Consider the following 24,575-nt stretch of genomic DNA (forward strand, 5'->3'; position numbering starts at 1 on the left):
ATAGTAGGGATAGGCGGTCAGCCCCGCTGTCACCCTCCCCTGGAGGGGGAGGGTCGGCTCACATGGAGCGCAGCGTAATGTGAGCCGGGGTGGGGTGATCTCTCCGCCTGCACCGGTGTCCGCAGCTTCACCCCACCCGCTCGCCCGCTTCGCGCGCGATCGACCCTCCCCCTCCAGAGGAGGGTGTTTGAGATCGCGGCGCCGATCTTGGTGATAGGCACGCTGGCGATGAGATTATGATGCGTTTCCACGAAATCGCATTGATCTCTGGGCCCCGCCGCGAACTCAGCCCGCCGGCAGGAACGGGATGATCATCGGCACGCGACGGCTGTAGGTGACGTAATCCGGTCCCAGCTCCTGGGCCAGGAACACCTCTTCCATCTTGGCCTTCCAGGCCATGCCGAGCGAGATCAGGATGGCGCCGAGCACGGCGGTCACCGTGCCCACCGCGATGCCCGTGGCGATCATGCCGAGGATCAGGCCGGTATAGATCGGGTGGCGCACCATGCCGTAGGGACCGGTGTCGATCACCTTGTGGCCTTCCTTGTGCGTGATCGCGTTCGACCAGAACCGGCCGAGATGGATGCGCGCCCACCAGGTGAAGGCGATGCCGGCCAGGGTCACGACGGTCAGCAGGTACACGCCGGTCTCGCCGGGGCGCCAGAACGGCGTCTCGCCGAGGAGGCGCGAGGTCCACGGCGTGAACAGGATACCGCCGAGCACGATCAGCGCGTGATAGCGGCTGGTCTTGACGACGGAGACGTGCTTGCGGGTCTGCCCGGACCACAACGAGGCCCCGACCCAGCTGGCCAGCCAGATCAGCCAGATGATTGCGAGCAGGGAGGTGGGCCAGGTGGTGGTCCATCCGCTGAACGCAAACGATGAGACGGGGCTGGCATCAGCGGACATGACTCTGGAACCGTTATGAACGAAGGGACGGACCGCTCTTAGCTATTCTGCCGCGGTGCGGAAAGGGTGTTGTTTCTCGTCGAGCCGCTTGCCCTGCTCGGTGCCGAGCAGGAAGTCGATGGTCTCGCGCAGGGTCGGCTCGATCGGGCGGGGCGCATAGCCGAGCTCGCGCTTGGCCTTGTCGATCGACAGATCCGAGGCCGAGCGGGCAATCCGCACGCCTTCCGCGGTGCCCGAGGGGCAGCGCTTGGTCAGGCGGTCGGAGATGAACTCCAGCATGCCCGCGGACAGTTCGGCGAAGCCGCCGGGCACAGCGATCGCCACATGCTTGCGGCCGCTGATCACCGCCATCAGCTCCAGGATCTGGCTGAGGCGCAGGCTCTCGCCGCCGAACACGTAGCGCTCGCCGAGCTTGCCGCGCTCCATCGCCAGGATCAGACCGGCCGCGACGTCGCGCACGTCGACCAGATTGACGATGAAATCGAGATAGAGCTGGACCTTGCTGTCGAGGAAGTGCCGCAGCATCGCCGAGGGCGGTGTCAGGTTGCTGTCATGCGGACCGATCGGCATGGTCGGTGTGCCCACGACGACCGGAAAGCCCTCTGCCGCCGCCGCCATGGCGCGGGCCTCGGCCAGCGCCTTGGAGCGGGTATAGGCGCCCGGCATCGCCTCGGCCGGCGGCGCCGCCGGCGCCGACGCGGCACCGATCGAGCCGGGATAGTCGAACAGGATGGATTCGGTCGAGCAGTGCAGGAACCGGCGCACCCGCGCGCTGCGCGCGGCCGCCAGCACCGTTTCCGTGCCGAGGCAGTTGACGCGATAGAAATCCTCGCGGTCCGGCATCCACATGCCCGGCAGCCCCGCCAGATGATAGACCTGATCGACGCCGGCCATCGCCTTGCCGACGGTCGCGGAGTCGAGCACCGAGCCCTCGATGTACTCCGCCTCGGCGACCAGATGCGTCGGGCTGCGCACGTCGAGCACACGCACCTCGGCGCCCCGCGCCGCCAGTGCGGCGACCAGGTGATGTCCGATGAAACCGCTGCCGCCGGTGACGAGGACTTTCATTTAGGGACGCGAGCGTTGATCACCTTGAAGCCGGTCCGATGCGAGCCGATCCTGCGACCAGTCCGGCGCGATGAGATCGGCCACCGAGGGCCGGAAGCCCAGCGCCATGTACAATTTCGCCATCACGAACATCGGTCCGAGAAAGAGATGCGCCGGATGATCCAGCAGAGACGGATTATTGCGCTCGAACAGCTTGTGGCCGACCGCCTGCGAGACGAAGCCGAAGATGATGAGCGCGGCAAACAGGGCCCACAGGGCCAAACCATGGACGTGATCTGTAATCATCATGGCCGCAGCAAGGAACAGCACCGCAAAGGCGAGGATGCCTGCTCCGAGCGCGGCATCGAGCAGCAGCCAATAGACCAGGACCGGCAGCACGAGGACGGCGCCGAGGCCGACCCGGACGCCGAACGCGTCGAAATGCCACAAGCTCAGCGGCAGCACCGCGCCGAGGAAAAGCAGGATGATTCCGAGCACATGCATCATGCCGTTGCGCGGATCGCGATGATATTCGACGTAGTCGATCATCTGGCGTCGGAACATGGCATTCATGACAGGCTCGCTCGTCGATGAGATCGACGACCGCTCAATCGGCGGCCGTAAAGACGGGGCTATACCATCAAGCGGCTGCATGGACAAACCGGCAATCTTGCCCGCCTGCGCATGGGGCCGCGCAGCTTGCGAACGGGTTCCATTCGCGTCCGCCGGTGAGAGCGCACCGCTGGACGTCGTTCATAAGGCTGTCGCGGCCGCGCGGCTCCCGGTTCATCGGAAGGACGCAAGCCTCCCCTGCATCAATTGCGGTGCTTGCGGGGTGCGGTCTGCTTGGCCGGGGCGGCCGGGGCAGGAGCGGGCGGCGGTGCCGCTTCTTCGACGGCTTTCGCGACCGTGATGATCTGGATCTGCTGGTTGACTGGGGCGGTCGGCTTGGACGGATCGAGCAGCTGCTCCTCGCCGAGGCCGACCGACTGAAGGCGCTTCACCGAGATCTTGAAGGTATTGGCCAGGATGTCGCGGATCGCGTCGGCGCGGCGCTGGCTCAGGATGACGTTGGACTCACGCTTCCCGTTGGCTTCGATGTGCCCGACGATCAGGAAGGTGTAGGGTAGCAGGTCGGAGTGCACCATGGCGTCGGCGATCCGCCCGACGGTCTGGTAGGATTCCGGCCGCACGATCGGCGTATCCACGTCGAACTGGATGTCGACGTTGAAGGCGGGAAGCGTCATCAGCTCCGGCGCGATCGGCGTCCGCTTCTGCGGCGGTGGCTCGGTGCGGCTGCGGATCTTGGAGCGTTCCTGCGTCTGCTGCTTCAGCGCCGGCAGATCCAGCGTCGGCGCGGTCTCAAAGCGGTTGAGCTGGCGCACGATGTCGTCGCGCGTCACCTCCTGCGCGCGCGCCGTGCCCGCGGTGAGCAGCATCGCGGCCATCGTCCCAAGCAGCAGTGATGTCGCGGTGCGCCGCATCAGCGATACCCCGCCTCGCCCATGGCCTGTTGGCAGCGCGGACTGACACCGCTCGCCGTCACCAGGCACGGGATCGACTTGCTGGTTTCCTTGGTGGAGCCGCCGCACAGCTTGACGATCTCACGCTGGCAGGCATTGGCGACGGTGACCCGCGCAGAAATGCGCTTCTGGATCGCCTCGAACGCCTTGAAATAGGTGGCCTTGCATTGCGGGGACACGACGTCCTGGTTGCGCGACAGGCATTCCTTGAGGCGATTGGAATCGAGATTGACGCCGCGACAATTGGCGGTGATGTCGGCGCCGCAGCTCGACGCGATCAGCCCCGCCGAGTCGCCAAAGCTCATCGTCTGCGCCGCCGAAAGCGACGGTAAACACAGCGCGACTGCAACAACGAAAAGATTGTATCCCCGGACCATGCACGCATCTCATACGACGCGAGCTGCCACGGTCAAGGCCTAACCAAGGCGAAGTGTGAAGTTCGGTTGCGGGTGAGGTTTTTGCCGCGCGCGCCACAGTGCACGCGGCCCCCTTGTCACGCCTTCTGCACGAAGCTGTCGACGACGTGCTTCTCGCCGGCCTTGTCGAAGGCGATGGTCAGCTTGTTGCCATCGATCTTGATGACGTGGCCATAGCCGAACTTCTGGTGAAACACGCGGTCATCGAGTGCGAATTCCGACGTGGTGCCGGTGGATTTCGCCACCAGCTCGCCCTCGATCGTCATCGGCCCGCGCTTGTTGCGGCCAAAGCTGCCGCCGAACGGGTCATGCCCGCCGAACGGCGATTGCGCCTCGCTGAAGCCGCCCTCCGACCCACCGCGTGCTGCGCCGGGGCGGCGCGCCTGGGCGCGCTGCCAGCCGGGAGTCGAATAGCTCGAGCCGAACGACTCGACATTGTCGAACCGCGACGGGCCATAGCCGCCGGCGCCGCCCCATCCCGAGCCGCCCTTGGATTCCGTGATTTCGACGCTGGCCGCCGGCAGTTCGTCGAGGAAGCGCGACGGGATGGTCGTGGTCCAGGTGCCGTGGATGCGACGGTTGGTCGCGAAATAGATTTTCGCGCGGCGCCGCGCCCGCGTCAGGCCGACATGCGCGAGGCGGCGCTCCTCCTCGAGGCCGGCGCGGCCCTGCTCGTCCAGGGTACGCTGGCTCGGGAACAGGCCTTCCTCCCAGCCGGGCAGAAACACGTTGTCGAATTCCAGGCCTTTGGCCGAGTGCAGGGTCATCAGCGACACCGCTTCCTCGTCGGCCGCGCCCTCGCGATCCATCACCAGCGAGATGTGCTCGAGGAAGCCGTGCAGGTTCTCGAACTCCTCCATCGAGCGGACGAGCTCTTTCAAATTGTCGAGGCGGCCGGCCGCATCGGCCGAGCGGTCCTTCTGCCACATCTCGGTGTAGCCGCTCTCGTCGAGCACGATCTCGGCGAGCTCGGTATGTGGCGTCACCTCGCGCTGGGCGCGCCAGCGCTCGAACTGCAGCAGAAGTCCGCGCAGCGAACCGCGCGCCTTCGGCTTCAACTCGTCGGTCTCGACCACCGCCCGCGCGGCCTCGAACAACGGAATGCGGCGCTTGCGGGCGTGGTCGTGCAGCATCTGCACGGTGGCATCGCCGAGCCCGCGCTTCGGCACGTTGACGATGCGCTCGAAGGCGAGATCGTCGGCCGGAGAGTTGATGACGCGCAAGTAAGCGAGCGCATCGCGGATCTCGGCGCGCTCGTAGAAGCGGGGGCCGCCGATGACGCGATAGGGCAGGCCGAGCGTGACGAAGCGGTCTTCGAACTCACGCATCTGGTAGGACGCGCGCACCAGGATCGCGACGTCGTTGAGATGCTCGCCCTTGCGCTGCAGCTCCTCGATCTCCTCGCCGATGCCGCGCGCCTCCTCTTCCGAGTCCCAGGCGCCGGTCACCGTGACCTTCTCGCCCTCGACGTCCTCGGTGTGCAGCGTCTTGCCGAGGCGGCCTTCGTTATGCGTGATCAGATGCGAGGCAGCCGCGAGAATGTGGCCCGTCGAGCGGTAGTTGCGCTCCAGGCGGATGACCTTGGCCCCTGGAAAATCGTGCTCGAAGCGCAGGATGTTGTCGACCTCGGCGCCGCGCCAGCCATAGATCGACTGGTCGTCATCACCGACGCAGCAGATGTTCTTGGGGGGAGCGCCGGAAGCTGCAACGCTTCGGTGGTCATCACCGGGCCGACGCGCAGTGTCGAGACCCGGTGATCCATCTTCTTCCGAAGACGTGATGGATTGCCGGGTCGAGCCCGGCAATGACGAGCCAGCGGAAGACGGCGCCTGCGACAGCAGCCGCAGCCACAGATATTGCGCGACGTTGGTGTCCTGATACTCGTCGACCAGGATGAACTTGAAGCGGCTCTGATACTGCCGCAGCACGTCCGGGTTCTCGCGGAACAGCCGGATGTTCTCGAGCAGCAGATCGCCGAAATCGGCGGCGTTGAGGATCTTCAGCCGCTCCTGATAGCTTGCATACAGCTTGCCGCCCTTGCCGTTGGCGAACACCGCGGCTTCGCCCGATGGCACCTGGGCCGGCGCCAGGCCGCGGTTCTTCCAGCCGTCGATCAGATTGGCGAGCATGCGCGCCGGCCAGCGCTTGTCGTCGATGTTCTCGGCCTGCAGCAGCTGCTTGAGCAGCCGGATCTGGTCGTCGACATCCAGCACGGTGAAGTTGGACTTCAGCTGCACCAGCTCGGCATGGCTGCGCAGGATGCGGCCGGCGATGGAGTGGAAGGTGCCGAGCCAGGGCATGCCCTCGACCGCCTGTCCGAGCATTTCGGCGAGGCGCGTCTTCATCTCGCGCGCGGCCTTGTTGGTGAACGTCACCGACAGGATCTCGCCGGGACGCGCGCGGCCCATGCTGAGGATGTGCGCAATGCGCGTGGTGAGCACGCGGGTCTTGCCGGTGCCCGCGCCGGCCAGCACCAGCACCGGACCGTCGAGCGTCTCGACCGCGTCGCGCTGCTCCGGATTGAGGCCCGCGAGATAACGCGCGCCGCCGCTGGCGGCAGCGCGTGCGCGCGCGGCGATGCCGCCCGGGGCGGGCTGGTGGTCAGGCGCAGGAAATCGGCTCACGCGATTGGGCTCTGTCATCAGCGAATCAGTCTCGTCCCTTTGACGGCATCATACGCCGGCATCAAGGGGTGTGCAGGAAGGAGCCCTCATAGCAGGGATTGACGGTCATATGGGGCCGTGGTCGGCGTTTTACAGCCCTAAATCGGGGCAGACCGAGGCAGTATGCCCGGCTCGCGCGAAATTGGTTCCGGCAAATCGCGAATTTTTACCGGCCGAAACCGCCGGAACCTTTGTTCCCGGCCTCGATTGTCCTGGCAACGGCGCAAGCTCCGCGTCGCTTTGAACCGCAATCGAGAGACAGAGGTCGTGTCATGTTAGGCTGGGTCGTCACCTTCCTGGTTATCGCATTGATCGCCGGCATCCTCGGCTTCGGCGGCATCGCCGGTGCGTCCATCGAGATCGCCAAGATCATCTTCTTCATCGCCATCGTGCTGTTCCTGGTGTCGGCTGTCGTGGGCCTCGCCCGCGGCCGATCCCGCGTGTAGTCGGCCTCATCCCCTGACAATGAGGTCGGCGAAGGGCGCAGTGCTTCCCAGGAGGCGCTGCGCCCTTTGCGTTTCTGATAGCTGCGCTTCTGATCAAGCGGCCGCGGTCAGCGCCACCTGGACCTTGGCGAGCGCGGGATCCAGCGCAACGGAGGCAAGGCGCGGATCGTTGGAGAGCGCGGTCAAGGTCAGCGTTTGATCCTGGACGCGAAAGATCCGGCACAGCGTCGTCGCCTCGGAGGCATCGCGCAGCATGACCGACAGCGGCGCGACATCCTGCTCGCCGCTGACCTTCTCGGCAACCAGCGACAGCCGCGTCGCCGCGGCAGCCAGACGCTCGGTGTGACGGCCGGCCGTGTTGACCGCCAGCGGCAGGCCCTCCTCGTTCGTCAACAGCACGGTCTCGAACCGGCCAACCTCGGCGATCCGGTCGAGCAGCGGCACCAATTCGCGGCGTCGGCCCGGGCGCGCGGCGAGTTGGGCGAGATCCAGCGAAATGCGCTCGCGTTCGACCAGCGGCGCCAGCACGTCCTGGATCGCGCTGCGAAGACTCGTTTCGCGCTCGCTGGCGTCGTGGCTGCTCTGCTCCTGCAACTGGTCGAGGCTCGCCGCCTGCACCTGAACCTGGCGCCGCAGATGCTCGCGCGCAACGGCGCCCTGTCGCGCACCCAACAGATAGCCCGCCGTCAGCAGCAGGATCGCCGCGCCGAGGCCGCTCACGATGGCATAGATGGTCATGGGCGCTTCGCCTCCGTCACATGATCGCAATCGTCGATGCCCGCGATGCGCAGAACCGCCTTGCGGTCGCTTGCGGCGGCCTCCGCATCACCGCGCGCGCTGCCGGCTCCGGCCGCGCGCAGCGAAATCTGCTGCGTGGGGATGCCGTCCTTCTTCAGGAGTTCTGCGACCGCCTTGGCGCGCGAATAGCTCAAGAGCACGTTCAGATCCTCGCTGCCGCTGGCATCGGCGTGTCCCTCGATCAGGATCGTCGCGTCGCCATGCCGCGTCAGCGCCTTCTGCAAGACCGCCAGTGAGCGCTTGATGTCGCCCGGATGAGGGCGGGTGCTGCCGCGCTCGAACGCGATCGCCAGCGGCGCGAAACACTCCGCGGGCGGCTTCGCGGCACTCGGTGACTCCGGGCGAGCCACCGGTGAGATCGGCGGCGCGGGCCGCTCGATCGGGATGGCCGGAGGCGACGGCACCGGCGGAGCAACGATCAGTGCGGGGAGAGGCACGGGCGTTTCTGCCGGCTTCGGCGCCGCTTCGGGGACGATCGTCTGCTGCAGCGGGACAACGGCGACGACCTGCGGCGCAGTGGGCGCCTGCTGCCACAGTGAGACCGCCATCACCGCGACAACCGTGCCGGCAAGGGCGAAGGACGCTGCGAGCCAGGCTGGCGCATCCTCGCCGGCGACGACACATGGATCGGCGCGGGTCAGCGAAAGACGGGCGGCATTCGGGGAGGGCGCCAGCATGTCAGCCTGCCGGGACCTTGAACATCGGCGTGATCAGGTCGATGCCGCATTCGAGGCCGGCGCACCAGTCGATGAACTGCTGTGACATCGCCGCATCGGGAAACAGCGCGCCGTGCTGGGGAGCGATGATCTCGATGTCGAGCGGCCGCACCATCTCCGCCCACGCCCTCATGACGCGGTTCGACACCATGTAGCGGCGGTGGAAGCCTTCCATGTAGCGGATGTGCGCCTTGAAATCGCGCGTGACGATGTAGTCCACGCCGATCGAGGCGCCGAGATCGCCGCTGTAGAGGATCTTCGAGACGGGGTCATAGAGCTGGAAATTGCCCTCGCTGTGCAGGAAATGCGCGGGCAGCGCGTAGAGCTTGCAGCCGGCTAGATCGAACACCATGCCTTGGTCGGGGATCGGCTTCAGCCGGTCGGCGACGATGTGGTCGAAGCCGAAATGCGGCACGAAGCGGGTCCACAGCGAGGAGATGTAGGCGTCGGCATCGGTCGTCATCAGCCAGCCGTTGATCGCGGCGACGATGTCGGGGTCCTGGTGCGACAGGAACAGATATTTCAGCCGTCCGCCCGAGAGCTCGCTGAAGGTCTCGCCGAGGACCTTGGAATAGACCTTGTGGCCGCCGGGATCGAGCAGCATGCCGACGCGGTCGTGAATGATCAGGTGCTGGTTCGCCTGCACCGCGAGGTCGCCGGCGCTGAAATCCTCCAGCAGGATGTTCTTGTGGACGCCGTCGTCATAGAGGACGGTATTGGCCATGAGCTACTCCCGCCGGCGCAGCGCGCCGGCTCAACTGCGGGACGAATGCGAGGACGGTGGCGCTACAGCACCTTCTGCAGCGACCGGACCGCCTCGCGCATGTCGAAGAAGGTGAGGCCGAGCTTGCTGTTCTCGTTGGTCAGCGCGAGCAGCAGCGCGCCGCGGCCGGCGCTGACCAGGACGGCGTAGCCGGACTCGCCGCGGATGATTACTTCCTGCAGATGGCTGCGGCCGAGCTCCATCGCCGCGCGGCCGCCGAGTGACAGCAATGTCGCGGTCATGCCGGCGACCCGCGTCTCCTCCATGTCGGCGGCGAGCACGCTCGCGATCATCAGTCCGTCCTCGGAGATCAGCGCGCAGGCCTCGACGCCGAAGGAGTCGCTCTGCAATTTGCGCAGGACGCGGTTGATCTCATCGAGTCGTGACATCGGCTTCTCCTCGACGGCGGAGCGGGGTGCAAACCTGGAATGAAATTGATGCTGGGTCATGGTGCTGTCTTCGCCTGATGCAATTGAAAGATCGGAAATGTCTTGTTCGGCCGCTTCGCGGCCGGTGTCGGCGTCTGCCGCGTCCGGGGTGGTGAGGGCGCGGGTTTCGAGCGTTTCCACCGCGTCGTCCAGCGCGCGTTGTTCGGCCTTGATGCGCGACCGCGAAACAGGCGGATCCATCGCCTGCAACTGCGTCACCAGCGCCTGGCGTGCCGATTGGTAGACCTCGGCCCGGCGCTCGGCGGAGGAATCCGACAGATTTTCCATCGCGCGGGACAGCAGGATGAAGTAGTCGGCGGTGGTCACGGGGACGGCCTCGCCATCCTCATGGGGTCCGTGCGCTCTGCTCAGCAGGCTTGCGAGGCGTCCCATCGCTCTCTCGTTACTCAACGCAACTAACGGTGCGTAAGTTAGGTCGGTACAAGAGGCGCCGCGAATGATCTGAATCAAATTAACTAAGATCGTGATAGAAAGACGCAGGAGCGCCGTCAAAACAGCTGCAGTCTGCCATCGAGGCGCCGCATCCGTCGCCGTTTCGCCGCAATAGCGGCGCGGCAGCTCGGCATCCGCCGCCGTTGCACCCAGAATCAGCTACGATGCGGGCCGTCCATTGCGGCGCGGGGAGGGCAATGTGAATAAACGAGACTATTTGCAGCGCGACGCGACGGCGCTCGCCGAGGCGGTGAAGGGCAGCGAGGTCAGCGCGGCCGAGCTGCTGCAGCTCGCGTTGACGCAGAACGAGCACGCCCAGCCGAACACCAACGCCCTCTGCATGCTGATGGAGCGCGAGGCCCGGGCCCAGGTGGCGAAGCCCGCGGCCGGCCCGTTCACCGGCGTGCCGTTCCTGATCAAGGACTGCGCCCAGGACTATGCGGGCCTGCCGACCGCCTATGGCAGCAAGGCGCTGTCGGGGATCGTCGCGGCCGAACATGCCTCGGTGGTCCGGCGCTATCTCGAAGCCGGCCTGGTGATCTTCGGCAAGACCAACCTGCCGGAGCTGGCGCTGAAGGGCGTCAGCGACTCCCGGGGTTTCGGCCGCGTCAGCAACCCCTGGAATGCGGCGCATACGCCCGGCGGCTCGAGCGGCGGCGCCGCCGCGGCGGTCGCCTCGGGCGTTGTGCCGATGGCCGCCGGCAATGATGGCGGCGGCTCGATCCGCATCCCCGCCGCCTGCTGCGGCCTGTTCGGGCTGAAGCCGTCGCGCGGGCTGGTCTCGTCGGGCCCGGGCTTCGGCGAATACTGGTTCGGTGCGTCCTGCGAAGGCGTGATCTCGCGCAGCGTGCGCGACACCGCGCGCGCGCTCGACGTCATCGCCGGCAGCGAGCCCGGCGATCCGTTCCTGGTGGCCGAGCCCGGCGTGGTGTTCGCCAACGTGATGGCGCGCGATCCCGGCCGGCTGCGCATCGGCTACACCAGCGCCTCGCCGATCGGCACCGAGGTTCACACTGAAGCGAAGCTCGCGGTCGAGAGCGCCGTGAAGCTGTTGCAGGGTCTCGGTCACGAGGTGGAGGAGGCGACGCCCGAGATCGATGGCGCTGCGCTCGCGACCTCGTTCCTGCATATCTATTTCGGCCAGGTTGCCGCACTCGTGGCCGACGCCCGCGCCAAGGGCGCGAAGCGCGAAGAGTTCGAGCTATTGACGCGCGTGCTGTCGACGCTCGGCGGCGCGATCTCGGCCGGCGCGCTGACCACGCAATTGCTGAAATGGAACGGCTTCGCCCGCGCGCTCGGAAAATTCCATGCGCGCTACGACCTGCTGCTGACGCCGACGCTCGCGCATCCGCCGATCCGGCACGGGCAGGGCGATCCGTCGACCGCCGAGCAGACCCTGCTCGACATGCTCGACCGCATCGGCCTGCTCGGCCTGTTGACGCGCTGGGGTGCGCTCGATGGCATGATCGACAAGATCGCCCGCGACAGCCTGCAATACGTCCCGTTCACGCAACTCGCCAATCTCACGGGAACGCCTGCGATGAGCGTGCCACTGCACTGGACCGCCGATGGCCTGCCGCTCGGCGTGCAGTTCACAGGCCGCCTCGGCGACGAGGCCCGGCTGCTGCAGCTCGCCCGCCAGCTGGAGGAGGCGCAGCCCTGGTTCGACCGGCTGCCGGAGTGGGTGATGCAGAACTGATTGCACATCCGTCGTCGGTCGTGTTCTATTTCAAGTAGATTATTTACGGCGCACGCTTTTTACGGAGCAGCACGAGGTCTTGCCAGGCAACCGAGCGATCGGCCCGTTGCGGCATCGTGAGCTGCATTTTCGACGTATTTGCTTTCAGAGGGGGAGGCCATGAGCGTCAGGGTCTATTTCGCGACCAACCGGCAACCGCTGACCTCCGAGGGATCTGATCAGATCACGGGCTTCAGCTCGGAGCTCGGTCCGGTGAATGGCCTGAACGTCCGGTATGGCCGGGCCGACATCGAGGTGGATCTGACGGCACGCACCTATGCGCTGGTGCCGGGGTCGCTGCATGTCGAGGCGGAGCAGCTGATCTTTCCGCAAGGCTCCCGCGCGGTGCTCGGCAGCGACACGATCTTCGGCGCGCTGCGCAGCGACATGCTCGCAAGGGCGCGGCCGACGATCGCCTTCATCCACGGCTTCAGCAACAGCTTCGTCGATGCGATCGAACGGGCCGGCTGGATTTCGGCCTTCTACGGGCTGAACGCCAACATGTTCGTGTTCAGCTGGCCTTCGATCGCCTCGCCGATCGGCGTGCCCTTGCCCTATGTGGACTATCAGCACGATCGCAGGACCGCGGCCGCCTCCTGCCCGGCAGTGGCGCGAACGCTGCGCCGGCTCTACGACTTTGTCGACGGGCTGCCGGAGAGCGAGCGCTGCAACCAGAGCATCCATCTGATCTGCCACAGCATGGGCGTCTACGTCTTGCGCAACGCGCTGCAGGCGCTGATGCAGCTGCCCGATCCCATTGCCGGCGCGACCGCGTCCGGCAGCGTTCCGGCCATGGTGCGCATGGGCGGGACGCAGCCGTCCCTGACCGGATTGCGCCGCACCTTCGACAAGATCGTGCTCGCCGCCGCCGACGAGGATGCCGACGCCTTCGATGATCCGGCGAAGCTGAAATATCTGCCGCGCACCGCCACCAGCGTCACGGTCTATCACTCGACCAAGGACTGGGTGCTCAACACGCTCAGCGCCGGCACGAAGTTCAACGGGCCGCGCCTTGGGAACGACGGACCCGACAACATGGGCAGCATCAGCGACAAGGTCACCGCGGTCGATTGCTCGGATGTCACCTCATTCGAGCAGGACCCGCAGCAGCACCAGTACTATCGCATCTTTCCGGTGGTCCGCGACGACATCGTCCAGGTCCTGAATGGCGTGCCGCAGAACCAGGTCACCAACCGGGAGCCGGCCGGCTCGGGCCGCTATCGGATTCTGCCGCAAGGCAGTGCCAGAGCCAGCAGGCCGCGGCGAGCCGTCGCGAAAAAGAGGGCCGCCGGCAGCTGATCACCACGCTGCCGATGCTGCCTAACCCGACTTGCGCGGCATCCCGATGGCGCGGCCGAGCCCGTCCGGACGCGGCAGCACGGCATGCGCCTGCAGCACGCGGCCGATATTGGCCTGGATGTCCTGAGGAAACGGCGCGACCTTGCGTTTGGTCATGTCGATATGCACCGACATGTTCTCCGACGTCGCCGAGATCCAGCCTTCTTCGGCATGACGCAATTCCTCGAAGGTGTGCAGCCGCTTCTCGTCGGCGGCGATCAGCCAGACCGCGATCTGCACGGGATCGCCGAGATGGATCTCGCGCAGGTACCGCACGTGGCACTCCGCGGTGAAGGTCGAGCCCTGGCGCTCCGTCATGTAGGCCGGGCCGATGCCGAGCTCGGCCCAAATCTGGTCGATCGCGCGGTCGAACATCACGTTGTAATAGGCCATGTTGAGATGGCCGTTGTAGTCGATCCATTGCGGCTCGATCTGCATGATTGACGACAGGAACGGCCCGCTCGCGGCCTGTGTGGGCACTGCATTATCGCTCATCGGCTCTTCCGTTTGCTCCCTTGACCCTTGTTGCGTCCTTTGCCACGGTCCGCCCAACTTCCGGAGGACAAAGTGGCGACGACGATCCCTCATCACGACCTGAAGCGGCCTGCGCCTGACGCGCTGAAGAGTGCCCTCGATGCGCTAGCCGCCCGCTTCGGCAACAAGCTCATCACCTCGCAGGCCGTGCGCGAGCAGCATGGCCATACCACGACCTGGCTGCCGACGCAGCCGCCGGATGGCGTGGTGCTGGCGCAGGAGACCGCCGACGTCCAGGACGTCGTCCGCATCTGTGCGCCGCTCGGCGTGCCGATCATTCCGTTCGGCACCGGCACCTCGCTGGAAGGGCAGGTCAATGCGCCCGCGGGCGGCATCTGCATCGACATGCGCGACATGAACAAGGTGCTGGAGGTGCATGCCGAGGATCTCGACTGCGTGATTCAGCCCGGCATCACCCGCAAGACGCTCAACGAATATCTCCGCGACCAGGGCCTGTTCTTCCCGATCGATCCCGGCGCCGATGCGTCGCTCGGCGGCATGGCCTCGACGCGGGCGTCCGGCACCAATGCGGTGCGCTACGGCACCATCCGCGAGAACGTGCTGGCGCTGAAGGTGGTGCGCGGCGACGGCGAGATCATCAAGACCGGCACGCGCGCCAAGAAGTCCGCCGCCGGCTATGATCTCACGCATCTGTTCATCGGCGCGGAGGGCACGCTCGGCATTATCTGCGAGATGACCATCCGGCTGCGCGGCATTCCCGAGACCATCGCCGCCGCGTCGTGCTCGTTCGAGACCGTGCGCGGCGCCTGCCAGGCGACCATCCTCGCGATCCAGACCGGCATCCCGATGGCGCGCATCGAGCTGCTCAACGCGGCGCAGGTGAAAGCGTGCAACGCCTATTCGAAGCTGACCCTGCCGGAGACGCCGCTCCTGCTCCTGGAGTTCCACGGCAGCGAGGCCGAGGTCGCCGAGCAGTCGAAGAACTTTGCCGAGATCGCGCGGGAGTGCGGCGGTGGCGACTTCGCCTGGACCACCAGGCCGGAGGACCGCACCAGGTTGTGGCAGGCGCGTCATGATGCCTACTGGTCGGTCAAGGCGATCCGGCCTGGTGTCGGCGTCGTCGCCACCGATGTGTGCGTGCCGATCTCGCGTCTCGCCGATTGCGTCGGCGAGACCGAGGAGGATCTCGCGCGGCTCAACCTGACCTCGCCGATCGTCGGCCATGTCGGCGACGGCAATTTCCATTGCTCGCTGATGTGCGACGTCGACGATGCCGACGAGATGGCCCGCGGCGAGGACTTCATGCATCGCCTCGTCGAACGCGCCCAGGCGATGGGCGGCACCTGCACCGGCGAGCACGGCATCGGCCAGGGTAAGCAGAAATATCTGAAGTCGGAGCTCGGCCAGGAAGCGCTCGATGCGATGCGCGCGGTCAAGCAGGCGCTCGACCCGCAGAACATCTTCAACCCCGGCAAGATCATCCCGGCGGCTTGATCGTCTTCATTGGAGCCGAGCACGTGCCGCAAGCGCGCTGCGCTCCCTCGCCCCGCCCTTGCGGGGAGAGGGTCGGGGTGAGGGGCAGCGGCACGGGAAGTGCTGGAGAGATCCGGACTCTCTTATTTGATCGACTGACTCCGAAGCGCGACTTGGAGTGGCCTTCACTGGCACCACCGGTGCCGTTGCCCCTCACCCCAGCCCTCTCCCCGTGAAGGACGGGGAGAGGGGGCGCAGCGCGCTCGCGGTCAAAGCTCGGCTCCAATGCAGTCTCGCATCTCCCAACAAAAAACGCCGCCGCAACTGAGTGCGGCGGCGTTGTCGTGGTCACGTCAGGCGATCAGCGGCAGACGCGGCGCGGGCCCCACGGGGTCGGGCGCACCCAGCAGGTGCGCGGGCCGTAGCCGTAGTAGCGCGGGCCGTAATAGGCGCGCGGAGCGGGACGGCAGCGGCCCCAGCGGTCGGGGAACCAGCCGGGACCGCAGCCGCCGGCGACGCGCTCCACATTGCTGTCCGGAGCGGCCGGCTGGGCCGGCAGCGTGAAGGCCTGTGCGGCCGACGCGCCCAGCAGGACGGTGGCGGCGAACAGGGCGGAGGTGAACAGATTGCGCATGTGAGTCGCGGTCCTCTCGTTGGTGACGAATCAAAGCAGTCCTTAGACGTCCTCAGACGGGTTTTGGTTTCGCAAGTTTTTCGAGATCGCGAAACCTCGCCCCATTACCACAGCGCATCAGCGAGATGCTGATCGTGCACTGCAGTTCTGCCGGTCCGATGACGCATCGCTGCAGTGTCGTCGTTGGCGTGCGGTGAGTACAGTGTATTTACGGCAAGGCACATGAACGGTGGCTGACATTGTCGCCGTCGTGCCTCGCGCACGCGGCATCATTTGCCGGCCTGCTGCGCCTTCGCATCCTTCAGCGCCGTCTTGCAGCCATCCGAGAGCTTGTCGAACTTGTCGATCATGCATTGCTTGATGCGGCCGCCGCCCGGCGAGATGCCGGCGCACAGCGTCCGCACCTCGCTGCCGCAGGCCTGCCGCACTGCGCCCGTGTTCTGGGCCTGAGCGGCGGTGATGGGAGCAACTATCAACAGCAGCGGAACCAGCTTGCGCATGAGTGACGATCCTTGTCTGTGCCGCAGCCGACGGGCCGGGCGTCGCGAAGCCGGATGTCTCGCCCGCGAACGTTGCGCATGTATGTCGATTGTCCGAGCGCGGCGTAACGGTTTGTATCAGGAGGTCACCGCCCCATCGCCGCCGAGCTTCTGCAGCGCCAGGTCCACGCTGTGGAACACGCGATCGCGCGGCAGCACGTCGTAGAGTCCGAAGCGCTCGAAGGCTTCCTGCGCGCGCAGCGATTCCAGCCGGGCGACGGCGAACACGATGCCGTCCCTGTTGCACAGCGTGATCACCTCGCGCAGCGTCTGCGCGGCGGTGAAATCGATCTCGACCATCGCGCTCGCTTCCAGAACGAGAAGCCGCGGGCTGCGGCGCTGCAGCAGGTGCTGCAGGTCGGCGCGGAAGGTCGCGGCATTGAGGAAGCTCAGCGGCGCCTGGAAGCCGATCACGGCGATGTCTGACAACTGCTCGCCCTTGATCTGCGGATGCGCCGGCCACCAGATCGTCGTCTCCGGCACGCGCTCGAAGGTGATGAGATGCGCGCGCGTGGTGCTCCAGATGCCGTGCAGCAGCGACAGCGTGATGCCGAGCGCCACGCCCTGCTCGATGGGCAGCACCACGATCGCCGCCGCGGTCGCCACGATCAGCAGGAACTCGCCCTTGGACGCGCGATAGATGCTGGCGATCTGCCCCACGCGGATGATGCGCAGCGCCACGAACAGCAGCACGCCGCCGAGCGCGGCTTCCGGCACATGCGCCAGCAGCCGGGCACCGAACAGCACCAGCAGCAGCACGATGACGGCCGCCAGCAGGCCCGCGGCCTGCGAGCGGCCGCCGGTCTCGACCACGATGCCGGTGCGCGGCGGACTGGCATTGACCGGAAACGCGCCGAACAGGCCGGCGAGCAGGCTGCCGGCGCCGGCGCCGAGAAAGTCGCGGTCGACGTCCGCCGGGTGATCGGGATCGGAGGAAAACGAGCGCGTCGTCGCCGAGGTCTGCACCATCACCACGACGGCGATCAGGAAAGCGAGCGGCACCAGCTTGGCCCATTGCTCGGGTCCGATCAGCGGAATCGACGGCATCGGCATGGCGCCCGTGACGCTGCCGATGACCTGCACGCCGTGCGCCTCCAGGCCGGCGGCGATGACGAACAGTGTCGCTGCGACGAGCGCGATCAGCGCGCCGGGAATGCGCGCGCTGATGCGCTCGCAGAGCGTGATGGTCGCGAGCACGCCGAAGCCGATCAACATCGTGGTCCCGTTGGCCTTGCCGAGTTCGCCGGCCATGGCCGCGATGCGCGCCAGCGTCGGCCCGCCCGGCGACGGCAGTCCGAGCACGCCGGGCAATTGCGAGACGATGATGTGCACGGCGATGCCGGCCAGGAAGCCGACCGTCACCGGCACCGACAGCAGGTTGGCGATGCCGCCGAGCTTGAAGCCGCCGGCCAGCACCAGCATCACGCCGACCAGCAGCGCCAGCGCCGCGGCCAGGCTGCCATAGTCGGGCGAACCGCTCGCCGCGAGCAGCGCCAGCCCGCCGGCGAAGATCGGCGTGATCGTGGAATCGGCGCCGCAGGACAGGAAGCGGTTGGCGCCGAACAGCGCGAAGCCGAGCGAGCCCGCGATGAAGGCGAAGAAGCCCGTCTCCGGCGTGAAGCCGCCGAGCTTGGCGGTCGCCATCTGCTCGGGGATGGCGATCGCGGCCAGCGTCAGTCCGGCGGCGAGATCGGCGGGCAGGGCGCTGATGCGCCAGCCCTGCAGGGATCGCAGCAAAGGCCAGAGATGAGGGACGTCGCGGCGCGGCTGCTCGGTCATGTCGATGTCTCCGGGCGCATGGCAGCGGAGCTGCTGATCGGTTCAGGCAAGGTCGCGGTCCCAGGGTGGCTGCGGCGAGAAGGCCTCGCTGACAAAATCGATGAAGGCGCGCACCTTGGCCGAGGGGGTGCGGTCCGGCAGGTACACGGCGTGCACCGCCAGCAGGTCGGACGGCGGCACGTCGAGCGTCACCGGGACCAGCCGGCCGGCGCGGAGCTCGTCACCGACGATGAAGGTGGGCTGATAGATCAGGCCCTGTCCGGCCAGCGCCGCGGCGAGCAGCGCGTCGCCATTGTTGGCGCGCAGATTGCCGCTCACGGTCACGTCGACGATCGCCTTGCCGCCCATGCGCCAGCGCGACGCGCCCGCGGCCGCCAGCGTGTAGCCGAGACAATTGTGGTGGGCGAGATCGGCGGTGATGCGCGGCGTGCCGTGCGCGGCGAGATAGGACGGCGCGGCGCAGATCATCATGCGGCACGGCGCCAGCCGGCGCGCCACCAGGGTCGAATCTTTCAGCGTGCCGATCCGGATGGCGAGATCCCAGCCTTCCTCGATCAGGTCGACCAGCCGGTCGTTGAGGCCGAGCTCGACGCTGACCAGGGGATGGCGCGCGGCGAACTCCGCGAGCAGCGGCGCGATCTGTCGCGTGCCGAAGGCGAGGGGAACGTTGAGCCGCAGCAACCCGCGTGGCTCGGCCCGATCGGCGGCAATCGCGTTCTCGGCCGCATCGAAGTCGCCGAGCACCCGTTCGGCAAACTCGAGATAGCGCCGCCCCGCTTCGGTGATGGTCAGCCGGCGGGTGGTGCGGTGAAACAGCTTGGTGCCGAGCCGGCTCTCGAGCGCGGCGAGGTGCTTGGTCACCATGGTCGGCGACATCTCGAGCATGCGCGCAGCCCCGGACAGGCTGCCGGTGGCGGCGACCCTGGACAGCACCTCCAGCCCGGTCAGGCGGTCGAGCACGACGATTTCACTCTCTGAGTGTGAACTGAATTTCCGTTGTATCGGATTATCGTCTCCTGGGAAATGATCCATAGGGGACGAAAGTCCCATTGGAGGTTTTGATGATCGATTCCCGCACCGCGCCCTATGCCGCCCTTCTTCTCCGCCTGACCCTGGGCGGCCTGTTCCTGGCCCATGCCAGCCTCAAGCTGTTCGTGTTCAGCCCGGCCGGCACCGCGAAGTTCTTCGGCAGCATCGGCCTGCCGCCCGAACTGGCCTATGTCACGATCACCGCCGAAATCCTGGCCGGGATCGCCCTGATCCTCGGCGTTGCCACCCGCTGGGTCGCTCTCGCCGCCGTGCCGATCCTGCTCGGCGCCATCTTCACCGTGCACGGTTCGGCCGGCTTCTTCTTCAACAATCCGAAGGGCGGCTGGGAATATCCGGCGTTCTGGGCCGTCGCGCTCGTGGTGCAGGCCCTGCTCGGCGACGGCGCCTACGCGCTCGGCGCTCTGCGCGGCAATCTCGCCGGCGGCCAGCTGCGCAGCGCGCATTAGCGTCAGGGGCGGTTTTGTCATCCCGGCGAATGCCGGGATCTATAACCACCGGCAGCAATGAGTTGAGCACGCTGGTCGACGGCCAGCCTGCCTCAACCTCCAGGCACGGAGTCTGGGTCCCGGCTCGAGGCCGGGACGACAGTTGTCTGTGAGGCGCGACCTGAGATACCAATCGGAGAGGAGCCAAGCCATGACCCTGCCCAGCATCTTCCTGTCGCACGGCTCGCCGATGCTGCCGCTGACGGCCTCGGCGGCGCGTGATTTCCTTTCAGGCCTCGGCAACAGCCTGCCGCGGCCGAAGGCCATCCTCGTGATTTCGGCGCATTGGGAGACCGACATCCCCGCCGTCAACGTCGTCGCCGCCAACGAGACGATCTACGATTTCTACGGCTTCCCGCCCGAGCTCTATCAGTTGCGCTATCCCGCCCCGGGCGCGCCCGATCTCGCCCGCGCCGTGGCGGAACGGCTGCAGGCTGCCGGCCTTCCGGTCGGCGTCGACCGCGAGCGCGGTCTCGATCACGGCGCCTGGGTGCCGCTGCTGCTGATGTATCCGCAGGCCGATATTCCCGTGGTGCAGCTGTCGATCCAGACCGAGCAGGGCCCGGCGCATCATCTCGCGCTCGGCCGCGCGCTGGCCGGCTTGCGCGACGAGGGCGTGCTGATCATCGGCAGCGGCAGCTTCACGCATAACCTCGGCGAGTTCCGCAAGCGCAGGCTCGACATCGACGATCCCGCGCCGTCCTGGGTGGTCGACTTCGCCGACTGGGTCCACCACGCCGCGATCGAAGGCCGCATCGACGATCTCGTCAACTACCGGACCCTTGCGCCGCATGCGCGTGACAACCACCCGACCGACGAGCACTTCCTGCCCCTGTTCGCCGCGCTCGGGGCAGCCGGTGCGAACGCCCGCGTCGAGCGCCTGCACAACAGCGCCAATTACGGCGTGCTGCGCATGGACGTCTATGCGTTCCATGGCGCCGACGAGGCGAAGGCTGCGGCGTAGACCGTCGGACTGATTAGTTGGACATCTCACTCCACGACGTCATTCCGGGGCAATGCCGCAGGCCTTGAACCCGGAATCCCGACATTGGCTTGCATCCTTCTTTAGCTCGAGTTTCCGGGTTCGATCCTCCAAACGCGACTGTGTTTGTAGGATCGCCCAGGACTATCGCATATGGCGATCGCAGTTTTGCGTTCGTTTCTCACCACGTCGTCATGGCCGGGCTTGTCCCGGCCATCCACGTCGTCCGGCGTGCTGAGAACGACGTGGATGCCCGGGACACGCCCGGGCATGACGGAGTAACTAACTTGCGGGTTCGTTTGCTGCGACGGCCTAGAATATCCATATGCGACACCCCTGGGGAATGACGAGAGGGTGTTGCTTGCCCGTCGGGTTACTATGTCGCAGCCGATTTCCCTTGTGTCGTCGGGCAAATCACCACGATCCTCTCGCACATCCCGTCTCACTGAAGGGGCGTTGCGCGCGATCGTCACGACACGCGAGGCGGGGAGCGGTGGCCGCGAGAGCTCGCAGCATGTCCTGATGGGTGTGCGGACGAACGAGCCTCTTGCGGACGTGAAGTCGCAGCGTGCTGACACCCCGATGCTGGTGTCCCGCGCAATGCGTAAGCATTGTCGCGAATGGTGGCCAACAAGCCCGGCGCACCAGGCAGACTGCGTATAAGCGTGAAGACCATCGCGCAGGGAGGGCCGGGCGTTCTCGGCCAGACCTGTGGTACCTGCCGCCTGCATTTGTTTGAGCAGGCGGGCCACGGGCGCGGCCAGCGCCCGGCCTTCCCTGCGCCCTTCTGTTTCGAGGGCGATCCATTGGCAGAGCTCGGACGCTCCCGGCGCCGCGAGGAGCGCGAGGTCATGACCGCAGCGCCCACCACACATTCGGTGTCGTCCCGGCCTTGAGCCGGGACCCATACCCACCGAATGTCATGAGACGCGTTACTGCCAGCTACGTTCCTCGTGAGATCACGCGGTATGGGTCCCGGCGCGGAGGCCGGGAAGACACCCGGGAATGAGGATAGTGCGCCGCACACATGACCTTCGAGGTAAATGACACGCCGGACGCCTGCGCAGAAAGTCCTTGACCCCTCCACACGCAAATGATGCGAAGGGTGCACCAGGGAGTGAAAACAACAACAATGCGCCTGCCGTTCTATTATGGCTGGGTCATCGTCGCCGTGACCTTCGTGACGATGGCGATCGGCGTCAATGCGCGCACCGCGTTCTCGCTGTTCTATCCGCCCATTCTCGCCGAATTCGGCTGGGACCGCGGCGTCACCGCCGGCGCGTTCTCGTTCGGCTTCGTCGCCTCCGGCATCGTCAGCCCGCTGATCGGACGGCTGATGGACCGCACCGGGCCGCGCGCGGTGATGGAACTCGGCGTCGCGCTGATGGGCGGCGGGCTGCTGCTGGCGCCGCTGACGACCCAGCCCTGGCATCTCTATCTCACCATCGGCGTGATGGTCGGCGCCGGCAGCGTCTGCCTCGGCTATTCCGGCCAATCGCTGTTCCTGCCGAACTGGTTCATCCGCCGCCGTGGGCTGGCGATCGGCATCGCGTTTGCGGGAGTCGGGATCGGCTCGATGACCCTGCTGCCCTGGGTGCAGCACATGATCGCGCAGACCAATTGGCGCACCGCCTGCACTGCGATGGGCATCGTCGTCCTGGTCGTGCTCGCGCCGATCAATCTGCTGCTGCGCAAGAAGCCGGAGGAGATGGGCCTGCGCCCCGATGGTGACGCCGCGCCGCTTGCCAATGCGGCGAAGCCCGTCTCGAACATCGTCGATGCCGCCTGGGCCGGCATCGACTGGACCTTGTCGCGCGCGCTGCGCACGTCGCGGTTCTGGTGGCTCGCGCTCGGCTACTTCTTCGGCCTCTACGTCTGGTACGCCGTCCAGGTGCATCAGACGAAGTACCTGCTGGAGATCGGCTTCAGCTCCAACGTCGCCGTGTGGGCGCTCGGCGCGGTCAGCCTGCTCGGCATTCCCGGCCAGATCGCCCTCGGCCATCTGTCCGATCGACTCGGCCGCGAGGCCGTGTGGGGTCTCGGCTGCCTTGGATTTGCGATCTGCTTCGCGGCGCTGATCGCGCTGAAGGCATCGCCGTCGCTCGTGCTGGTCTATGTCATGGTGGCGACGCAGGGCGCGCTGGGTTACGGCATCACGTCGGTGATGGGCGCGGTCGTGCTGGAGATCTTCCAGGGCGCGCAATTCGGCAGCATTTTTGGCACATTGATGTTGATCGGTCTGTGCGGTGGTGCCGCAGGCCCATGGGTCACCGGCGTGCTGTATGATCTCACGGCCAGCTACACGCCGGGCTTCGCGATCGCCTTCGTCGGCGCGTTCGTCTCGGCCGCCGCGATCTGGATCGCCGCGCCGCGCCGGGTGCGTGTCGTGGCCGGACAGTTGCACAGGTTAAAGACGGCGGTAACCGCATAATATGTGATCTGATCGACTTGCCATCGCCGCGCGGCCGTGAACCAATCGGCAAAACGCCGGGAGAGGGACCCCATGAACGAGCATGTCCAGGCCGGCAAGCCCGCGCCGCTGTTCAATCCGCTGTCGCCGGAGTTCATCCGGAATCCGTATCCATTCTATCAGCAGCTCCGTGACAACGACCCGATGCATCTGACGCCGTTCGGCTCGTACCTCGCCAGCCGGCATGCGGAGTCGAGCCTGGTGCTGCGCGACAAGCGCTTCGGCAAGGACTTCGTCGCCCGCTCGATCCGCCGTTACGGTCCGGAGATCATGAACGAGCCGGTCTTCCGCAGCATGAGCCATTGGATGCTGCAGCAGGACCCGCCCGATCATACGCGGCTGCGCGGTCTCGTCGCGAAGGCGTTCACCGCGCGTCGCGTCGAGGACATGCGGCCGCGCATTCAGGAGATCGTCGATCGCACGCTGGACGAGATCATCCCGCGCGGCAAGATGGACCTGATCGAGGATTTCGCGTTCAAGCTCCCGGTCACGGTGATCTGCGACATGCTCGGCATCCCCGAGGAGCATCGCGAGGCCTTCTACAAGAGCTCGCGCGAGGGCGGCCGGCTGCTCGATCCGGTGCCGTTGTCGAAGGCGGAGATTGCCGAGGGCAATGCCGGCAACGCGGTGTCGAAGGCCTATTTCCAGCACCTGTTCGAGCTGCGCCGGAAGAATCCGGGCGATGATCTCACCACGCAACTGCTGCAGGCGGAGGAGGACGGCGCCAAGCTGTCGCACGAGGAGCTCACCGCCAACATCATCCTGCTGTTCGGCGCGGGGCACGAGACCACCGTCAACCTGATCGGCAACGGCCTCTTGGCGCTGCATCGCAATCCCGATCAGCTCGCGTTGCTGAAGGCGCGCCCGGAGCTGATCACCAACGCGATCGAGGAGTTCCTGCGCTATGATTCCTCGGTGCAATTGACCGGGCGGGTCGCGCTCGAGGACATCGAGGATCTCGGCGGCCGTCGCATCCCGAAGGGCGAGACCGTGCTGTGCCTGCTCGGTTCGGCGAACCGTGATCCGGCGGTCTATCCCGACCATCCGGAGCAGCTCGATATCACCAGGCCCAACGTGAAGCCGCTGTCGTTCGGCGGCGGCATCCACCATTGCCTGGGGGCGCAGCTCGCCCGGATCGAGGCCGAGGTCGCGATCGGAACCCTGCTGCGGCGGCTGCCGGAGTTGAAACTGGACGACGCGGACAACCCGGACTGGCGGCCGACCTTCGTGCTGCGCGGGTTGAAGCGGCTTCCGGCGCACTGGTAACCATGTCCGTTAACGGAGTTGTGCAACGCCCCCGGAAAGACCGACAGCGCTGTGACTTCGCCATACTTAATCCTATATGATTGGGCGTTCCGGCATCGAATTTGGCGTGGCGGCGGCCGCACTGGTTATTGGACGCCGGAGCGTTGTCCTTTGAGGGAGACCCC

General features: G+C 66.5%; 23 protein-coding genes. 8 read left to right on the top strand and 15 right to left on the bottom strand.

The window, feature by feature from the left end:
* Positions 1-285 precede the first annotated feature (285 nt).
* The 6 genes from ACQR1L_RS25555 to ACQR1L_RS25580 form a co-directional block, all read right to left on the bottom strand.
* Positions 286-909 (bottom strand): methyltransferase family protein, encoded by a 624-nt coding sequence (locus ACQR1L_RS25555; protein WP_434860679.1) that lies wholly within the window; start codon positions 907-909, stop codon positions 286-288.
* 42 nt (positions 910-951) lie between these two features.
* Complete coding sequence (locus ACQR1L_RS25560; protein ID WP_434860680.1) at positions 952-1,977, bottom strand: NAD-dependent epimerase/dehydratase family protein; 1,026 nt, start codon at positions 1,975-1,977, stop codon at positions 952-954.
* On the bottom strand, positions 1,978-2,529 hold the full coding sequence (locus ACQR1L_RS25565) for an Mpo1-like protein (protein WP_434860681.1): 552 nt from the start codon (positions 2,527-2,529) through the stop codon (positions 1,978-1,980).
* A 242-nt stretch (positions 2,530-2,771) separates the two neighbouring features.
* On the bottom strand, positions 2,772-3,440 hold the full coding sequence (locus ACQR1L_RS25570; protein ID WP_434860682.1) for an OmpA family protein: 669 nt from the start codon (positions 3,438-3,440) through the stop codon (positions 2,772-2,774).
* Positions 3,440-3,856: a hypothetical protein gene (locus ACQR1L_RS25575; RefSeq protein ID WP_434860683.1), complete on the bottom strand. Its 417-nt coding sequence runs from the start codon at positions 3,854-3,856 to the stop codon at positions 3,440-3,442. Before ACQR1L_RS25575 ends, ACQR1L_RS25570 begins: the two co-directional genes overlap by 1 nt.
* Before the next feature lie 116 nt (positions 3,857-3,972).
* Positions 3,973-6,537: an ATP-dependent helicase gene (locus ACQR1L_RS25580; protein WP_434860684.1), complete on the bottom strand. Its 2,565-nt coding sequence runs from the start codon at positions 6,535-6,537 to the stop codon at positions 3,973-3,975.
* A 293-nt stretch (positions 6,538-6,830) separates the two neighbouring features.
* Between ACQR1L_RS25580 and ACQR1L_RS25585 the strand changes: the two genes are divergently transcribed.
* Complete coding sequence (locus ACQR1L_RS25585; RefSeq protein WP_006614063.1) at positions 6,831-7,004, top strand: DUF1328 domain-containing protein; 174 nt, start codon at positions 6,831-6,833, stop codon at positions 7,002-7,004.
* 93 nt (positions 7,005-7,097) lie between these two features.
* Here ACQR1L_RS25585 and ACQR1L_RS25590 read toward each other — a convergent pair whose 3' ends face one another.
* The 4 genes from ACQR1L_RS25590 to ACQR1L_RS25605 form a co-directional block, all read right to left on the bottom strand.
* Positions 7,098-7,742 carry a hypothetical protein gene (locus ACQR1L_RS25590; RefSeq protein WP_434860685.1) on the bottom strand — a complete coding sequence of 215 codons (645 nt, stop codon included), beginning with the start codon at positions 7,740-7,742 and terminating at the stop codon, positions 7,098-7,100.
* Entirely contained in the window at positions 7,739-8,479 is a 741-nt protein-coding gene (locus ACQR1L_RS25595; protein WP_434860686.1) for an OmpA family protein, read from the bottom strand. The genes ACQR1L_RS25590 and ACQR1L_RS25595 overlap by 4 nt, the downstream gene beginning before the upstream one ends.
* Before the next feature lies 1 nt (position 8,480).
* Positions 8,481-9,242, bottom strand: a complete 762-nt coding sequence (locus tag ACQR1L_RS25600) for an MBL fold metallo-hydrolase (protein ID WP_434860687.1) — start codon at positions 9,240-9,242, stop codon at positions 8,481-8,483.
* A gap of 62 nt (positions 9,243-9,304) precedes the next feature.
* Complete coding sequence (locus ACQR1L_RS25605; RefSeq protein ID WP_434860750.1) at positions 9,305-10,102, bottom strand: roadblock/LC7 domain-containing protein; 798 nt, start codon at positions 10,100-10,102, stop codon at positions 9,305-9,307.
* Between the two features lie 259 nt (positions 10,103-10,361).
* Between ACQR1L_RS25605 and ACQR1L_RS25610 the strand changes: the two genes are divergently transcribed.
* Together ACQR1L_RS25610 and ACQR1L_RS25615 are read left to right on the top strand one after the other, a co-directional pair.
* Positions 10,362-11,861 (top strand): amidase, encoded by a 1,500-nt coding sequence (locus ACQR1L_RS25610; protein WP_434860688.1) that lies wholly within the window; start codon positions 10,362-10,364, stop codon positions 11,859-11,861.
* Positions 11,862-12,020: 159 nt separating this feature from the next.
* A complete protein-coding gene (locus ACQR1L_RS25615; protein WP_434860689.1) occupies positions 12,021-13,199 on the top strand; it encodes an alpha/beta hydrolase in 1,179 nt (392 codons plus the stop codon).
* A 21-nt stretch (positions 13,200-13,220) separates the two neighbouring features.
* Here ACQR1L_RS25615 and ACQR1L_RS25620 read toward each other — a convergent pair whose 3' ends face one another.
* Positions 13,221-13,733: a thioesterase family protein gene (locus ACQR1L_RS25620; protein ID WP_434860690.1), complete on the bottom strand. Its 513-nt coding sequence runs from the start codon at positions 13,731-13,733 to the stop codon at positions 13,221-13,223.
* Positions 13,734-13,805: 72 nt separating this feature from the next.
* Here ACQR1L_RS25620 and ACQR1L_RS25625 point away from each other — a divergent pair, with 72 nt between their 5' ends.
* Positions 13,806-15,227: an FAD-binding oxidoreductase gene (locus ACQR1L_RS25625; protein WP_434860691.1), complete on the top strand. Its 1,422-nt coding sequence runs from the start codon at positions 13,806-13,808 to the stop codon at positions 15,225-15,227.
* A 340-nt stretch (positions 15,228-15,567) separates the two neighbouring features.
* Here ACQR1L_RS25625 and ACQR1L_RS25630 read toward each other — a convergent pair whose 3' ends face one another.
* From ACQR1L_RS25630 to ACQR1L_RS25645, 4 genes are all read right to left on the bottom strand, one after another.
* Positions 15,568-15,840: a GCG_CRPN prefix-to-repeats domain-containing protein gene (locus ACQR1L_RS25630; protein WP_434860692.1), complete on the bottom strand. Its 273-nt coding sequence runs from the start codon at positions 15,838-15,840 to the stop codon at positions 15,568-15,570.
* A gap of 269 nt (positions 15,841-16,109) precedes the next feature.
* Complete coding sequence (locus ACQR1L_RS25635; RefSeq protein ID WP_434860693.1) at positions 16,110-16,340, bottom strand: hypothetical protein; 231 nt, start codon at positions 16,338-16,340, stop codon at positions 16,110-16,112.
* 117 nt (positions 16,341-16,457) lie between these two features.
* A complete protein-coding gene (locus ACQR1L_RS25640) occupies positions 16,458-18,158 on the bottom strand; it encodes a SulP family inorganic anion transporter (protein WP_434860694.1) in 1,701 nt (566 codons plus the stop codon).
* A 42-nt stretch (positions 18,159-18,200) separates the two neighbouring features.
* Positions 18,201-19,118: a LysR family transcriptional regulator gene (locus ACQR1L_RS25645; RefSeq protein ID WP_434860695.1), complete on the bottom strand. Its 918-nt coding sequence runs from the start codon at positions 19,116-19,118 to the stop codon at positions 18,201-18,203.
* 101 nt (positions 19,119-19,219) lie between these two features.
* Between ACQR1L_RS25645 and ACQR1L_RS25650 the strand changes: the two genes are divergently transcribed.
* From ACQR1L_RS25650 to ACQR1L_RS25665, 4 genes are all read left to right on the top strand, one after another.
* Positions 19,220-19,654: a DoxX family protein gene (locus ACQR1L_RS25650; RefSeq protein ID WP_434860696.1), complete on the top strand. Its 435-nt coding sequence runs from the start codon at positions 19,220-19,222 to the stop codon at positions 19,652-19,654.
* A 190-nt stretch (positions 19,655-19,844) separates the two neighbouring features.
* Positions 19,845-20,657: a DODA-type extradiol aromatic ring-opening family dioxygenase gene (locus ACQR1L_RS25655; protein ID WP_434860697.1), complete on the top strand. Its 813-nt coding sequence runs from the start codon at positions 19,845-19,847 to the stop codon at positions 20,655-20,657.
* A 1,150-nt stretch (positions 20,658-21,807) separates the two neighbouring features.
* On the top strand, positions 21,808-23,106 hold the full coding sequence (locus ACQR1L_RS25660; RefSeq protein WP_434860698.1) for an MFS transporter: 1,299 nt from the start codon (positions 21,808-21,810) through the stop codon (positions 23,104-23,106).
* 72 nt (positions 23,107-23,178) lie between these two features.
* Positions 23,179-24,411 carry a cytochrome P450 gene (locus ACQR1L_RS25665; RefSeq protein WP_434860699.1) on the top strand — a complete coding sequence of 411 codons (1,233 nt, stop codon included), beginning with the start codon at positions 23,179-23,181 and terminating at the stop codon, positions 24,409-24,411.
* Positions 24,412-24,575: the final 164 nt, after the last annotated feature.

This window comes from Bradyrhizobium sp. HKCCYLR20261 (genome assembly GCF_051168435.1).
In the GTDB taxonomy this organism is placed as follows: Bacteria; Pseudomonadota; Alphaproteobacteria; order Rhizobiales; family Xanthobacteraceae; genus Bradyrhizobium.

Bases quoted from the DNA above. Each gene is read 5' to 3' on its own strand.
- ACQR1L_RS25555 (WP_434860679.1), bottom strand. From the start codon at position 909: ATGTCCGCTGATGCCAGCCCCGTCTCATCGTTTGCGTTCAGCGGATGG.
- ACQR1L_RS25560 (WP_434860680.1), bottom strand. From the start codon at position 1,977: ATGAAAGTCCTCGTCACCGGCGGCAGCGGTTTCATCGGACATCACCTG.
- ACQR1L_RS25565 (WP_434860681.1), bottom strand. From the start codon at position 2,529: ATGAATGCCATGTTCCGACGCCAGATGATCGACTACGTCGAATATCAT.
- ACQR1L_RS25570 (WP_434860682.1), bottom strand. From the start codon at position 3,440: ATGCGGCGCACCGCGACATCACTGCTGCTTGGGACGATGGCCGCGATG.
- ACQR1L_RS25575 (WP_434860683.1), bottom strand. From the start codon at position 3,856: ATGGTCCGGGGATACAATCTTTTCGTTGTTGCAGTCGCGCTGTGTTTA.
- ACQR1L_RS25580 (WP_434860684.1), bottom strand. From the start codon at position 6,537: ATGACAGAGCCCAATCGCGTGAGCCGATTTCCTGCGCCTGACCACCAG.
- ACQR1L_RS25585 (WP_006614063.1), top strand. From the start codon at position 6,831: ATGTTAGGCTGGGTCGTCACCTTCCTGGTTATCGCATTGATCGCCGGC.
- ACQR1L_RS25590 (WP_434860685.1), bottom strand. From the start codon at position 7,742: ATGACCATCTATGCCATCGTGAGCGGCCTCGGCGCGGCGATCCTGCTG.
- ACQR1L_RS25595 (WP_434860686.1), bottom strand. From the start codon at position 8,479: ATGCTGGCGCCCTCCCCGAATGCCGCCCGTCTTTCGCTGACCCGCGCC.
- ACQR1L_RS25600 (WP_434860687.1), bottom strand. From the start codon at position 9,242: ATGGCCAATACCGTCCTCTATGACGACGGCGTCCACAAGAACATCCTG.
- ACQR1L_RS25605 (WP_434860750.1), bottom strand. From the start codon at position 10,102: ATGGGACGCCTCGCAAGCCTGCTGAGCAGAGCGCACGGACCCCATGAG.
- ACQR1L_RS25615 (WP_434860689.1), top strand. From the start codon at position 12,021: ATGAGCGTCAGGGTCTATTTCGCGACCAACCGGCAACCGCTGACCTCC.
- ACQR1L_RS25620 (WP_434860690.1), bottom strand. From the start codon at position 13,733: ATGAGCGATAATGCAGTGCCCACACAGGCCGCGAGCGGGCCGTTCCTG.
- ACQR1L_RS25630 (WP_434860692.1), bottom strand. From the start codon at position 15,840: ATGCGCAATCTGTTCACCTCCGCCCTGTTCGCCGCCACCGTCCTGCTG.
- ACQR1L_RS25635 (WP_434860693.1), bottom strand. From the start codon at position 16,340: ATGCGCAAGCTGGTTCCGCTGCTGTTGATAGTTGCTCCCATCACCGCC.
- ACQR1L_RS25640 (WP_434860694.1), bottom strand. From the start codon at position 18,158: ATGACCGAGCAGCCGCGCCGCGACGTCCCTCATCTCTGGCCTTTGCTG.
- ACQR1L_RS25650 (WP_434860696.1), top strand. From the start codon at position 19,220: ATGATCGATTCCCGCACCGCGCCCTATGCCGCCCTTCTTCTCCGCCTG.
- ACQR1L_RS25655 (WP_434860697.1), top strand. From the start codon at position 19,845: ATGACCCTGCCCAGCATCTTCCTGTCGCACGGCTCGCCGATGCTGCCG.
- ACQR1L_RS25660 (WP_434860698.1), top strand. From the start codon at position 21,808: ATGCGCCTGCCGTTCTATTATGGCTGGGTCATCGTCGCCGTGACCTTC.
- ACQR1L_RS25665 (WP_434860699.1), top strand. From the start codon at position 23,179: ATGAACGAGCATGTCCAGGCCGGCAAGCCCGCGCCGCTGTTCAATCCG.